10 protein-coding genes are annotated in these 13,110 nt (G+C 64.7%); all 10 read left to right on the plus strand.

The window, feature by feature from the left end:
• The first annotated feature begins 18 nt into the window (after positions 1-18).
• Positions 19-1,287 carry an SAVED domain-containing protein gene (locus tag ENSA5_RS27905; RefSeq protein ID WP_106394761.1) on the plus strand — a complete coding sequence of 423 codons (1,269 nt, stop codon included), beginning with the start codon at positions 19-21 and terminating at the stop codon, positions 1,285-1,287.
• 38 nt (positions 1,288-1,325) lie between these two features.
• Positions 1,326-2,105 carry a type I-G CRISPR-associated protein Csb2 gene (gene csb2 / locus ENSA5_RS27910; RefSeq protein ID WP_106394762.1) on the plus strand — a complete coding sequence of 260 codons (780 nt, stop codon included), beginning with the start codon at positions 1,326-1,328 and terminating at the stop codon, positions 2,103-2,105.
• Positions 2,102-3,493, plus strand: a complete 1,392-nt coding sequence (locus ENSA5_RS27915) for an RAMP superfamily CRISPR-associated protein (RefSeq protein ID WP_106394763.1) — start codon at positions 2,102-2,104, stop codon at positions 3,491-3,493. The genes csb2 and ENSA5_RS27915 overlap by 4 nt, the downstream gene beginning before the upstream one ends.
• Positions 3,490-5,334: a type III-B CRISPR-associated protein Cas10/Cmr2 gene (cas10, locus tag ENSA5_RS27920; protein WP_106394764.1), complete on the plus strand. Its 1,845-nt coding sequence runs from the start codon at positions 3,490-3,492 to the stop codon at positions 5,332-5,334. The genes ENSA5_RS27915 and cas10 overlap by 4 nt, the downstream gene beginning before the upstream one ends.
• Positions 5,331-6,482: a type III-B CRISPR module-associated Cmr3 family protein gene (locus ENSA5_RS27925; RefSeq protein ID WP_181198219.1), complete on the plus strand. Its 1,152-nt coding sequence runs from the start codon at positions 5,331-5,333 to the stop codon at positions 6,480-6,482. The genes cas10 and ENSA5_RS27925 overlap by 4 nt, the downstream gene beginning before the upstream one ends.
• A gap of 2 nt (positions 6,483-6,484) precedes the next feature.
• Positions 6,485-7,345, plus strand: a complete 861-nt coding sequence (gene cmr4, locus ENSA5_RS27930; RefSeq protein ID WP_106394765.1) for a type III-B CRISPR module RAMP protein Cmr4 — start codon at positions 6,485-6,487, stop codon at positions 7,343-7,345.
• Entirely contained in the window at positions 7,342-7,716 is a 375-nt protein-coding gene (locus ENSA5_RS27935) for a type III-B CRISPR module-associated protein Cmr5 (protein WP_106394766.1), read from the plus strand. Before cmr4 ends, ENSA5_RS27935 begins: the two co-directional genes overlap by 4 nt.
• A gap of 1 nt (position 7,717) precedes the next feature.
• On the plus strand, positions 7,718-8,878 hold the full coding sequence (gene cmr6, locus ENSA5_RS27940; RefSeq protein WP_181198220.1) for a type III-B CRISPR module RAMP protein Cmr6: 1,161 nt from the start codon (positions 7,718-7,720) through the stop codon (positions 8,876-8,878).
• Positions 8,879-9,830: 952 nt separating this feature from the next.
• The gene (locus tag ENSA5_RS27945) at positions 9,831-11,123 is read left to right on the plus strand and encodes a hypothetical protein (RefSeq protein ID WP_146156189.1); all 1,293 of its coding nucleotides are present in this window, start codon (positions 9,831-9,833) and stop codon (positions 11,121-11,123) included.
• Positions 11,123-13,102 carry an OmpA family protein gene (locus tag ENSA5_RS27950; RefSeq protein WP_106394769.1) on the plus strand — a complete coding sequence of 660 codons (1,980 nt, stop codon included), beginning with the start codon at positions 11,123-11,125 and terminating at the stop codon, positions 13,100-13,102. The genes ENSA5_RS27945 and ENSA5_RS27950 overlap by 1 nt, the downstream gene beginning before the upstream one ends.
• Positions 13,103-13,110 lie beyond the last annotated feature (8 nt).

Here is a 13,110-nt window from a genome sequence, read left to right on the forward strand (position 1 = left end):
TGGCAACACAGCGTGGGCATGCCGAGCCCACCCGAATCGCTTCGCGTCCTCTTCGTCTCCGCCAACCCCGACCGGGACATCAGCTCTGAAGCAGAGCTCAAACGTGTCCGCTCGATGCTCGATGGGATACCGGGCATCGACCTCCAGCCGGTGCTTTGCGCGACGATCGATGATCTTCAAAATGAGCTCATCAAGCGCGACTTCGACTTCGTGCACTTGGTCGCGCACGGCGCAACGGACGCGGTCACCCTCGAAGACGCGGGCGATCTGTGGGGCGAAGACGTGCCCGCGAGCATGGTCGTCGACTTGCTGCGTGACCACAGGTCGTTGAAGTGCGTCGTTCTCAACACCTGCAACTCTGCGAGTTGGATCACCGAGCCGCTCGGTCCTGCGTTGGTCGCGATGCGGGGCCCGATCGGCGACGACGCCGCGCTCGAATTCAGCGACGCGTTCTACCGCTCCGTCGCCGCGGGCCGTCCGCTGGACTTCGCCCTCGACCAGGGCAAGAAACGAGCGGAGCGAAAGGCGCCCCACGCCAACTTCCAGCCAGAGTTCTGGCCCGAGTGCTTTGGTGTCATCGGCATCCGCTCGTACCCGCGCTTCAAGAAGGACAGTCATACCCGCTGCCACTTCTTTTGTGATCTCGAGGCTCACTTCCCGCAGGACGGCGAGCCCGACTGGGCGGCCGCCGTGGCGCAGGTGACCGAGTTCCTCGAGGGTGACGAGCTCCGCGCGCAGCTCAACCGCCAAGCCTGTCAGATCAACCTCGACTGCCCGATGGCGATCGCGCTGCTGGCCGGGCGCTTGCTCGGCCCGCACGCGAAGGTCTATCCCCTTCAAAGTCGGCCAGTTCGAGCGCTGTGGAAGCCAAACCACGCCCTGCCCATGCCCGACAGCTCACCGTGGCAGGTCACCGAACACCCGTCCATCGGCGCGCGCAAGATGGCCGTGTCGATCTCGGTTGCCGCCGACACCCAGGCCCTAGTCGGGGCCCACCTCGACGCGATCGGTGAGCCTGTTCACTGGGTCGACTTTCGTCCCCTCGGAGGTACGCATCAACACGCGATCCGAGACCCCGACCACGCCAACGCGCTCGCGTTGACCCTGGCCCAGGAGCTGTCACGGCGCCGGATCGAGGATGACTTCAATGAGGTCGACTTGTTCTTCGCCGCGCCGGGTGCGTTCATGTTTTTGCTCGGGCAGCAAGGAGCGCAGCTCGGCCGGCTCAACCTTCATCACAAGATCCACGGGCAGGACCGCTATGTACCGAGTTTTTGCAGCAAGTGATCGATCGAATTGCTGCCTGCGATCACTCCCAGGATGCCATGCCTGACGCCTTCCCATTGCCCGAGCTTGCCGCCGTCGACGAACGGGGCCAAGGCGTCGTTCTGGGCGTGTTCGGGAGCTGGACTCCGAGCCTCGAGCTTGCGCTGCCGATCGCGGAGCGAGTCCGCGTGGCGTTGATGCGCGCGAGCGACTCGAGGGTTCCGTGGCAGATTTGTGGCAAGGACGAGCACGGGCGGCCTCGGCGAGGTCATGAGCACCTCTATGTCCTGCCCTTCAGCAGCGCTGGAGGGGCGCGGATCGACCGGGTCCTGCTGTGGGCAGACAAGGGGCTCGAAGACTCGACCCTCGCCGTCGTCGAGCGACTCGCTGACCGAGGAGGATGGGTGCAGCTGCGAGGGCGCGAGCGGCTGCGGCTCGAGCTGCTTGGGGTTGGGGCACCTGAGGTGATCGCGCCCACGGTCCCGCGCGGGGTCCTGGGTCCGGCCCGGATCTGGCGCAGCGCGACCAGCTTTGTTCCGCCCCGCTTCACCAAGGTGCGAGGGGGGCGTGTGATCGACACCGCGCAGGAGCAGGTCCTGCGCCTCGCTAGCGAGGTCTTGGGTCTGGCCCCGGTGGGGATCTCGGCCCTGGAGCGGGAAGACGGGGAGTGGCGGGGGTTTCGTCAGCGTCGGGTCAAGGATCCGCGGTCGCCCAGGCGGGCAGCGGGCGGCTGGGTGTTGCGCTTTTCGGCGCCGGTGCGTGGGCCTGTTGTGTTGGGGTACGGGGCTCACTATGGGCTTGGGCGCTTCGAGGCTGAGCCAGGAGATGAACGACGATGACAGTTGGAAAAATACCGGCGCCCCCTCGTGCTCAGTTGCCCCAAAGGCGGGCTCGCGGTCAGGCCGAGCTGAAGATCGAGTTGAAGATCTCAACCCCGGTCTTTGGCGGCTCTCCAATCCCGCGTAGGGTCGACTCGGTCGACACCGTCCGCGCGGCGAGTATTCGCGGACAGCTTCGCTTCTGGTGGCGGGCGCTTCACGCTCAGAATCACGCGAGCAGCCAGGAACTTTATGTCGCCGAATCACGCCTTTGGGGCGGCCCAGCGGTCAAGGGTGTCGCGGACATCGGCCGATCTCCGGTCGAGCTCCGTGTCAACGTCCGCCGAGCCTCTGAACTGGCAAGCCCCCCCTCCAGCGGCCCCGAAGGGTACGCACTTTTTCCTGCGCGCGATCAGCAAGATGGGACACCCCCTCCCCAAATTCGCCTGCAAGGCACTTGCTTTGAACTCCACATGCGTTTTCCCCTCGAGCACGAACGAGCGATCCGCGACTCCCTTCGCGCCTGGGTGCTGTTCGGAGGCTACGGGGGCCGGACCCGACGAGGGCTGGGGAGTTTGACGGTCGTCGGTGATGGCACTCCGTGGCTGCCAAAATTCCCAAGCCCCACTGCGATCAACGAACTGTTCGGTCGCGATGTGTTCGCCCAACCCGACGCACCTGCGGGCGTGACGCCCCTGCTTGGAGGCGCGCGCCTGTTCAGTTCTTTTCAAGTAATGAGAGCTTACGGCGCTTGGTCCAAGGCCGTGGGTTGGTTGCTCGAGTTTCGTCAGGGCAGCGAGTCACATTGTGGTGCCCGGCGCCCCGGCGCCGACAAACGACCATCGATCTCCAATTGGCCCGAGGCCGACAAGGTTCGCCATTTCAGCGACGCCGCTTTGCCATGGGCGCACCCGCCACGGCACAACAAAGCCCCCGCGTGGCCCCGAGCGGGCTTCGGGCTCCCGATCATCGGGCAGTTCCAGGCCAAGAGCCGCAACAAGAAGCCCTGGGAGGCAGAGCAGCCCCCACGAACCGAGCCCGAGGACTTCCGCATCGGCTGGCAACAAGGCGATACGCCACGCGACCGGCTCGCCAGCCCCCTGATCCTCAAGCCGCTCGCGCTCCTTGCCAACGGCGATGAAGAGCAATTCAGCCCGATCGCGTTGTGGCTCAATCGCGCGCCCCCCGATGGCAAGGTCATCCTCCAGCGCAGCAACGGCGCAGTCGTCGCTGGCACGGAGGTCTCCTTCACGCAGTTCTTGGCCCCTGACGACAAGGTGTTCTTCGGCGCCCTCGAGGGGAAGGCCAGCCTTCAGGATGCCTTCTTCGCCTGGCTCGATCAGCATGGCCGCGAGCAACAGTCCAGCAAGCCCAGGAAAAACCGACCCAAGAGGCGAAGGCAACGATGACCGAGCACCTACTCCTCGTGGCAATTGGCCCGGTCCAAGACTTCATCGCCCAGGCCCGGCGCACGCGGGATCTGTGGCATGGGAGCCACCTGATCTCCGAGCTCAGCCGAGCGGTCGCGCGATCCCTGAGCGGATCGGGCGCGCGTCTACTGGTGCCCGCGCTCGACCCGGGAGACCTCGGTCTCGTCGAGTGCTGGACGCCCATCCGGCCGACCACTGGTGCGCCTCCGGACGCGGTGGCCAACAAGATCTGGGCGCTGGTTCCAACCCACGAATCTCCTCGGCGGATCTCCGAACTGGCGCGCGACGCTCTCAAGCAATGCATGCGCGAGCAGGCCGCGAAAGTGTGGGCCAAGCTCGGCGAGCAGCTCCCGGTCGAGAGCGAAGCTGTCTGGCACGAGCAAGTCGACGACGCGCTCGAGTTCGTGGCCGGGTGGCTCGCCATCGGCGACCGAGCCTTCGGCGAGGTCCGGGCCGAGCTCGACGACGCGGTCTCGGCCCGTAAGCGCCTGCGGGACTTTCGCCCCTGGACGCAGCAGCGTGGGTCTGTGCGCAAGTCGAGCCTCGACGGCGCCCGAGAGACCGTGCTACCCGACGCACGCAAGCGTCCACGCCAGCGCGCGTTCTTGCAGCGGAAGTTTGGCCTCGGCGAGAGCGAGGAGCTCGACGCCATCGGTCTGATCAAGCGAGCTGGCGCGGAGCCTGAGCACTTCATTCCCCTCGTCAACGTCGCGCTCGCACCGTGGCTGGCGTGGGCGACCCGGCACCACGAGGCCGCGGTCGAGGCCTGCCGATCAGCGTGTCGAGACCTCGGCGTGCAGCGAATCGACTCACCGACCTTGGCTGACGACTTCCGCTTCGAAGCCAGCATCCTGCTCCCAGATCGCTGGCCCGCGCTCGAACGCGAACAAGGCTATGACGAGCCCAAGCGACAGACCCAATGGGAGGCAACCAAGGCCGCCGTCCTCGGCTTGCGTCGAACGGCGCGAGCGCCACAGCATGGGCCCTACGTGGCCTGTCTGATCGCCGACGGTGATCGCATGGGTGAGGCGATCAACCGTCTGTCCGATCCCGAGGGCTTTCGGCGCTTTTCTGGCGGGCTCTCCACCTTCGCCAAGACGGCACGGACCATCGTGAGCGAGCACAGCGGCTCTTTGGTCTACGCCGGCGGTGACGACGTGCTCGCCTTCGTCCCCGTGTCCACGGCCCTCGCTTGCGCCGATGCACTGCGCCGCCGCTTTGTCGAGATCGTCGGCCCCACATGCCGGGCACTCAACCTGGTCGACGACGATCACCCCGCCCCCTCGCTCTCCGTCGGGATCGGTGTCGGTCACTTCATGCAGAGCATGGGCGAGCTACTCGAGCTCGGACGCGACGCCGAGAAGCTCGCCAAGGGCTCGGCCCTACCCAAGCACCAGCAGCGCAACGCGCTTGCGATCATCGTCGACAAGCGCTCGGGCGGCCGACGCTCATGGCGGCTGCGCTGGCCCGCCGATCCCTGCGGTCGCCTCGCCGAGGACATCGCGCTCATCCCCAGTTTGTCGACTACCAAGATCCACGAGATCGCGACAACGGTCCGCCGACTGCCCAAGCCCGGGCCCAAGCCCCCCAAACAAAAACAGCGCGACGCACTCTCCAGCGTGCTCGAGCTCGAGGTCGCGCGCTCCCTCGCTCGCAACGAAGGCGAGGCCCTCAGCTTTACGGAGGTCGGGCTGTCGCTGCCTGTCAACGACTACTTCGGCAAGCGAGAGGCGGTGCTCCGCTGGATCGATCGCCTGCTGATCGCCCGCGAACTTCATCGGGCCGATCCCCTGCCCCGCTCACGACCGGAGGCGACATGAAACACGGAGACTTCGTACTCACGCCTCGCGATGGTCTGTTCTGCAAGGACGGTCGCGGATGGTTCACCAGCTCGATGGGCCGCGGCCACGCGCTCGAGTGGCCCTACCCCTCGACCCTTCTCGGCGCTCTTCGATCGACCTGGGGCCGGGCTCGCGAAGAGCACAAAGGCGCCCCCTTCGTCGGACATGAGTGGCCGAGGCGCACGGCCGATCTATCCCTGGGCCCCTCGTTGCCGCTGCGCCGAAGCTGGGGCGACGCCTGGTCATCGAAGCACCGGGTCTGGCCAGCGCCAACGGACTCGCGAGTCGTCGAAGGCGGCATCATCCAACGCCTCGAGGCTCGCCCGCCGCTCGTCACGACCATGGGCATCAACAACGACCCCGCGCGCGAGCGACTGTGGACGGCGCCCAGCACCCGAGAGAAGTCGGTTCAGGCCGCAAAGTGGTGGCGCGAGCAGGCATTTGTGGCCTGGCTCTGTGGCGCGCACGAGGGCGCGTCAACCGATGGTCTCGAGCTGCCCCGGCGTATTCAGACCCATGTCGCCATCGACGAAGACACGGGCAGCGCTCTCGACCGGAACCTCTACTCCCACGACATCGTCGAGACCTTCAGCCGCAGCGAACAATGGGGGATCGGCGTCCGCGTTTCAGCGAATGACCTGGACCACGTCGACATCGCCACCGTTGGCTCCGACCGACGCTTGGCCGCCGTCGAGCCCGGCGCCTCGGTCTTTGACATGCCCAAGGCGCTACTCGAGGCTTTCAAACCCGGCGTCCCGGGCTTGCGCTTGTTCCTCGTCACCCCCGCAGCCTTCACCGCCGGGTGGCTGCCCGACGGCTTGACAGCCCACGGCGACGAGTACCGGGGTCGACTGCGAGGGCTCGAGGTCGATGTCGTGCTGCGCGCCGCGTTCGTGGACCGACCCCGAGCGATCAGCGGCTGGGATATGGCCGAGCGCAAACCCAAGGCTTGCACTCGCGCGGTCTCCCCCGGCTCCGTCTACGCCTTCACGCGCCTCGACGGTGAGCTCTTCTCGTCCGATCACGCCCGCGCCCTGTGGCTGGCGGCGATCGGCCAGCGGCGTGACGAGGGCTTCGGCGTCGTCGTCCCCGGCACCTGGACCCCATCCCTCTCACAACGGAGCTGACCATGCAATCTCGCGCATTCATCGTTCACGCGCTCTCACCGATCCACGCCGGCACGGGCCGATCCGCGGACCTCATCGACCTCCCCATCGCCCGCATGCGAGCGACGGGCATCCCCATCATCCCCGGCTCCACGATCAAGGGCGTGCTGCGTGATCTGAGTCGCGGCAAAGACAAGGATGAGCAGCGCCTCGCCGTCTTCGGACCCGAGAAGGACAACGCCAGTGTTCACGCGGGCGCCCTCGTTGTTGGTGACGCCGTCCTCTTGGCCATGCCTGTGCGCAGCATGTTGGGCACCTTCGCCTGGGTCAGTTCGCCGCTGCTGCTGCGCCTTGCCCTGCGCGACCTCGACTGGGACCTACAGCTGCCAGAGGTCGCGGGGCCGCGAGCACTCACAACGAGCCGCTCCTGCTGTGTTCACCGGGGCAAGGTCTACCTCGAGGATCTCGACCTTTTTGCCGACCACGATCCGCGCGTCGACAGCTGGGCCCGGCGACTGGCCGAGCTCACCTCGCCAGAGCTCGACATCTTCAGCCCTCGGTTCGTGATCGTCGATGACGAGACCATGAATTTTTTGCTCGAGACCGCGACCCAAGTCGACGCGCGAGTTCGCCTCGATGACGAGACTCGGACCGTGGCCCAAGGCGCGCTATGGCTGGAAGAGAGCTTGCCACCTGAGAGCCTCTTGTTGGGGTTGATGGCCGCGGATCCAAGCCGACGGACAGATGTAACCATGAAACCCACGCAGGTGCTCGACTTCGTGCTCGAGAGTGAGCGGACAGCTCAACTTGGTGGGAACGCCACGATCGGTCGGGGCCGGTGCCGGATCGTGCCTGTACGGGCCGGGGCAGGTGGCCAGCGATGAGTATCCTACGTGACCAAGAATGGGCTTGCCTCGCGTACACCAAGGTCGCCGCGGTCGAACCCGACCAGCGGGCTGACTATCATATCGCGGTGCAGGATCTCGGCACCAACCTGCGTCGGATGGGGCTGGCAACCGCCCTGAGTCGCCTGGAACCACGACCAAACGCGGACAAGCCCCCGCTGCTCCTCACCCATCTCGCCGAAGCGAACATCGTGGGCCTCGGCACCGACGCGAAGCAGCTGCCCGCACGTGCACGTGAACTTGACGACCTGGCGAGCTACATGCTGGCGACCCGCGAGCTGCTGCGCCTCGCAACATGGTTCAAACGCGCCGCGCAAGCCATCTTTACGGACGATGACCATGCGAGCTAGCTTGTCCCACGCCTTCGATGATGCCCGGCCCGAGCAGTGCTGGAATTTTGGCCTGGCCCATGACCACCTGCTGATGTTCGCGAGCGACGACGTCCGCAACCCAGAGATGAAGAACAAGTGGCTCGAGCAACTCGAGCGCACGCAGATTAGCCCCGAGTACAGCGACTTCTTTCGACGGTGGCGGGCGACCTTGGATGGGCCGAGCACCCGTCGTCAAACCTGCGAAGCGGCGAGTCGATTATTCGTTGGCCACGGCAACCCGAGCGGGAGCGAGGTGGGTTTGACCGTGCATCATACCTGGGGAGCCCCCGTGATCCCGGGTTCAGCCCTCAAGGGTCTGCTGGCTCATCGAGTCACAACGCTATACGGCGCTCAATCGGGTGACGAGGACCCTGAGCGCGAACGCTGGCGGGGGGTGACCTGGAACAAGAATCGGATCACGCGAGGCCCGGGTGATCTTTACCGAGTTCTCTTCGGGGCCCCTGATGCGGAGGATGCAGACGAGACTTCGGGTGCCTGCGCGGGGTCCGTCATCTTCCACGACGCTCTCTATGTCCCTCGTGCGGGAGAGAAGGACCACCCTTTCGCACGCGACGTCTTGACCGTGCACCAAAAGAGCTACTACGACAGCTGCGGAGCATCAGCGCCCAATGACTACGACGACCCCAATCCGGTCGGATTTTTGAACGTCAAGCCGGGGGCGCGTTTCCTGCTCGCTCTCAGTGGCCCTGCTGACTGGACCGAACTCGCCATGCAACTGCTGCTCGAAGCCCTCGAAGATTGGGGCGTCGGTGGCAAGACATCGCTGGGCTACGGGCGTCTGCTCGCCGTCGACGAGCACGCCGCGTCGGCGAGCGTTGCGACAAAGGCCAGTCCAAACGAGGACCCGCAGCCAATACGCGCCGGTCCATCTCAACTGCTGGTCGAGTTCGAAGCGGCTCTAAAGGGGAAAAAGGGCGTTGTCGTCCGGGAAACCCTCGAGCTCATGCTCGATCAATGGCCTGAACGCCTGGACAAGCTCGACGACAAGGAGCGCCGACGGGCCGCCAACAGTCTGAACAAGAAGTCCAGTAAGTTGAAGAAGGCCCGCGACAACGCCCTCAAAGCTCGTCTAAACGAGTGGATCGCTCGACTGCGAGGCGAGTCTGCGGACCCGACCTGACCAGGAGAAAACCGCCCCTTTCCAGCCCCATGCGTTGGGTCCGCGGGCGGTCGCCTGAACTCGCCGCGGTGGGCCCCGACTCCAAGGCGAGACGACCGCCGTCGCGGCGACCTCGCGCTCGGCGATGCGCTCGAGGGCACGACGCAGGCCCTAGCAGCCCGGGGTGCAATGCATCGTGTCGCCTCGCGCCGGAATCTTCGCCGAGAGCGCGAAGCCAAAACGCCGCTGTACCGGGCGTACTGCAAGTTTTCGCGACAAAGCCCTCGGCGAAAAGGCCAAGCGAGGCGGCGCGAGGCATTGCACCCCGGGCTGCTAGTCGTCGCGGGGATCGAGGCAGCCGAGGAGACGCACGTCAGAGGCGTGTGCTGCATCACTTAGAACACGAGCGAAGCGAGGCCCTCGCCAACTTGGTCCTCGGTTCGCGCCCGCCCGACCGGCGAGACCCTCGTCGTCCCTGCCCCAACCGTGCTAGAGTCGGGCAATGTCCTCCTGGCGTGGACGACGAGGTACGACGCTCAGATTGCCCTCATCGGGGAGCATGCAACGATGGCTCTGCCTCGGAACCAGAGTAGAGGATGCGACGCGGATCGAGCCTGACCGCGCCTTGTCGGTTCTGCGCCAGTCCACGAGCAGTACCTCGTGCAGCCTCAGCCAGGTCTGGGCCCTCATCTCTCGACAAGGTCTCGCCGGCCACTTGCCACGGTCGGCGCGCGAACAGTGGAGCCGGATTGGGTCAGCGCTGCGCTCAGGACAACTGACGATCTTCGAGCGTCCCCGCGCCCTGTCCAAGTACTCACACACAGACCCCGAGCTCCACGCCGACGAGACCGCCCCCGCCCCCGCGCCGATCAGCGACAACCTTCTCTCCTTGATGATCTCACGATGTGACCCGACACTCGAACAGCAGCCGCTGAAGTTCACGTATCTCCTGCGCGGGCTCGAGGGTCGCCCAGTGTTGCTCAAGATCGTCTCGGAGACCTTCCCCGGCCGGATCGTCCACGAGCGTGCCTTGTCCCCCGTCGAGACCCGCGATGGCTCCCACGACGCCGAGTGGGACGGCATCATCACCCAGCCGGGCGCTCTCCAGGGCGAGCGCCTTGCCCCTCCCTACGGCCCCGCCAAGGTCGAACTCGTCTACGACCAGACTTACCGCGACGAAGCGTCGTTCTCGCTCGCGCGGGCGGAGTATCTTTTCGCCCAGCGCTCGATGCTTCGTCACAAAAAGGGCTCGGCACTCCTGCTACCCGGGCCGCTCTCCGACTTCGAACATCCCCTGGTCGCGGTCGCTTGCTTGCTGCGGCGAGCGTCGCGCCTCGACGACCCGACGGTCGTGCTGGTGGGGCACGCCTCGCCGTCGGGCAGCGCCAGTGTTAACGACACGATCTCTCGTGCGAGGGCCGACGGGCTTTGCGCTCTTCTCGAGGAAGACACCGACGCGTGGGTCCGCATCGCGACCGATCATGGGAGCCTCCCCGAGATCGTGGCCTACTTCCACTACCTCACCACGTCACGCGGATGGGCGCTCACCGAATCCCCGCCGCCTCCCGACATCGCCACGAACGAGGCCAAGCCCATCGTCCGGCGGTTTCAGGAGCAGTACAACGAGTTCTTCGACGGCGACCTCGAGCCAGACGGCAAGTGCGGCAAGCTGACACTCGGTGCAGTGTTTCGAGCGCTGCGGCGAGACCTCGAGCAGGCCTGCGACGTCGTGGGGGCACCGCTCATTGCCCTACACGCCAAAACGCCGACATTGGCGGCAAGCCATGCGTTTGCAACCGAGTTTGCCGAGGTGCAAGCCGACGAAGACGCGCAGCTGGTCGACGTCCTGGCCCTCCCTGCCGCCTCGGCCGATGGCCTTGGCCCCGAGCTCTTGTACCAAAGCGCCAGCTTCCGTGGTCAAGAGGTCCCTACAGAGGAAGCAGAGCTTGGCAACATGTTCATCGGTGAACTGGTGCTGGCAACAGACATTCACTTCGACAGGCGGACCCAAAGCGGGGTGGTCTTCGAGCTCGAAGGTTCCGGAGGGTTTCAGCGAACGGTGTCGATGGAGGAAGGCGCGCAAAACGGCGCCGAGACCGACCTTCGGTTCGATGGCGTTCCCAAGGATCAGCGATACACCCTGTACTGCCACTACGAGAGCGGCTCTCGACTCGCCGTGTTCGACCAGTTGTCCTGGGGAGAAATGTTGCACAACAAAGACTCGTTTGAAGATGTCGTCGACCCTTTCTCGGGGGAGCCGGTCTGATGTCCGTCGAGGAGCGAACCCTGCCCGACGGCAGTGTCGTCTGTCGCACCCGCGCGTATGCCAAACGCGAGGAACTGCCCGACACCCCCGACGCCGCGAGCGTCGTCATCGGCGTCTCCGACTGTCAGGAACAGGCCTTCGAGCCCGAGCACAGCCAGCTCAAAGACCTCACAGGCCGCTACCAAAACGACAACTGGGCCGCCAACATCAACCAGGCGGGAAACCAACTGTGCCTGTGGCTCTGCCGACTGCCAAATCTCCTGAATGAGAGGTGGGGGACGGTCGAAGAGATCTACGGTGAAGCCGACAACGCGACCGGAACATCGTGGGGTCTGTACGACGCCAGCGAGTCCCTCGTTGGTGAACTCAAGGTGCTCGCGGCGGGAAAGATCGAGATCCATGGAGAGGTCGGTAAGACGCGCCCGCTGGTCCGCTCATCGACCCGCGCCACGCTATCACAGCGCGCGATCAAGAGCATCGCCGCTGTGGCGAACTCCATTACCGACAAGCGCGGCGGCCAGATGTTGGACCTCGAGCACCAGCCGTACCCAGCAGCCTGGACCCACCACCTCAAGGAGACCCTGCTGTGCCACGAATTCCGTGCAATGATGCAGGAGATCGTCAAGCAAAAACCGTCGGGAGAAATGGACACTGATCTCGCCAGGAGCATCAGGAAGCTCCTCACGTACATCCGCGACGAATGTGCGATATTGTTCTTTGGCCTTCAGGACTCGAGAACCAAATTTGCAGATCTGAAGGGGCTTTTAATGGCCGGCTGGCCCACGCGCGATCTTTTCCATACGGTCGTGTCGCTCATCCTTCAGAAGGAAATCAAGCTGCTCATTCCCGATGGCTCAATGCGCAATGACACGTACCAGGGCTGGCTCGAGCGCATTGTAGCATTTGCCAAGAATAACTGCCAGAACCTCATCTCAAACGAGTTACGTTACTGCCTGAGCCGGTTTTTGGGGATCTACCCCAAACTGCACGAATACAAACTCAGCATCGACGCACTAGGAACCGCCTACGAAGTCGACATGGGCAAGAAAATCTCTAAAAAGGTAGGGAAAAAGGCGACCGAAAAATTCGGAGACGAGTGGGGGAGGGCCGTCGAGGACATAGTCGACAATCTCCAGGTACACGCCGGAGTCAAAGCGTTCGCCGGACCAATCACCATCGAGTCGATCGACCCGCCGTGGAGTACCACGCGTGCGATCACCCTCGCCTTCGCAGGCGTGGGGGGTGGCTCATCCTCCACTGCCGATGTCCTCAAACTCCAGGGAACTGGAAGCGTCAGAACGCCGACTGTTTTCGGTCCCGAGGACTTTGACGGCCCCCTCACCGTTTTCCGCGGCATCACGGCTCACCTAGACGGGCAAGAGATGGAGATGCGCCTGCTCATCAAAGGAAGCGGCGCGAACGCCCAGGTCATCGCCAACATCGACAAGTTAGATACGGATCTACCGGGCGAGGCCCTTGCCCACGGTTGGGGGGCTATCTTCCCGACTGACGACGCAAAACAGGTGATCGACCCGCCCAAGATGAGGTTTGAAGACGTCACCTCGGGCTACATCGACAAAAAAAACTTCCAGTTTCACCTGTCGAGCGCGACCCTACGCGGCAACGGGCATGTCGCGCTCAAGAAGTGGGCGGCACGTGAACTCGCTCTACTCGAGGACCCCAAAGGAGACCTCCAGATCATGGGGTTCGCCGATCGTTTGGGGCGCAAGTGGTACAACGACGTGCTCTCGGAGTCGCGGGCCAAGAATGTGGATCGAGCGCTGCGCGCTGCCCTGGGCGGCAGGCTCGCCGCCTTGACGACCGTCAGCAGCTACGGTGAACGGTACCTGGCTCTTCTGGACGAACACTTGCACTTTCCGGCCCCCGATAACGTAGCCAGTCCTGAGTGGCGCCGAGTGATCCTGTTGCTGAGCCAACAACTTGCGCTAACGTTCATCGTGGAGGAAAATACACCGTGACCCGCTGG

Origin of the sequence: Enhygromyxa salina, assembly GCF_002994615.1 — a bacterium.
In the GTDB taxonomy this organism is placed as follows: Bacteria; Myxococcota_A; Polyangia; order Nannocystales; family Nannocystaceae; genus Plesiocystis; species Plesiocystis salina_A.

Excerpts from the sequence above, each read along its gene's own strand:
- ENSA5_RS27950 (WP_106394769.1), top strand. The coding sequence starts at position 11,123 with ATGTCCGTCGAGGAGCGAACCCTGCCCGACGGCAGTGTCGTCTGTCGC.
- ENSA5_RS27935 (WP_106394766.1), top strand. The coding sequence starts at position 7,342 with ATGAGTATCCTACGTGACCAAGAATGGGCTTGCCTCGCGTACACCAAG.
- ENSA5_RS27915 (WP_106394763.1), top strand. The coding sequence starts at position 2,102 with ATGACAGTTGGAAAAATACCGGCGCCCCCTCGTGCTCAGTTGCCCCAA.
- ENSA5_RS27905 (WP_106394761.1), top strand. The coding sequence starts at position 19 with ATGCCGAGCCCACCCGAATCGCTTCGCGTCCTCTTCGTCTCCGCCAAC.
- cmr4 (WP_106394765.1), top strand. The coding sequence starts at position 6,485 with ATGCAATCTCGCGCATTCATCGTTCACGCGCTCTCACCGATCCACGCC.
- ENSA5_RS27925 (WP_181198219.1), top strand. The coding sequence starts at position 5,331 with ATGAAACACGGAGACTTCGTACTCACGCCTCGCGATGGTCTGTTCTGC.
- csb2 (WP_106394762.1), top strand. The coding sequence starts at position 1,326 with ATGCCTGACGCCTTCCCATTGCCCGAGCTTGCCGCCGTCGACGAACGG.
- cas10 (WP_106394764.1), top strand. The coding sequence starts at position 3,490 with ATGACCGAGCACCTACTCCTCGTGGCAATTGGCCCGGTCCAAGACTTC.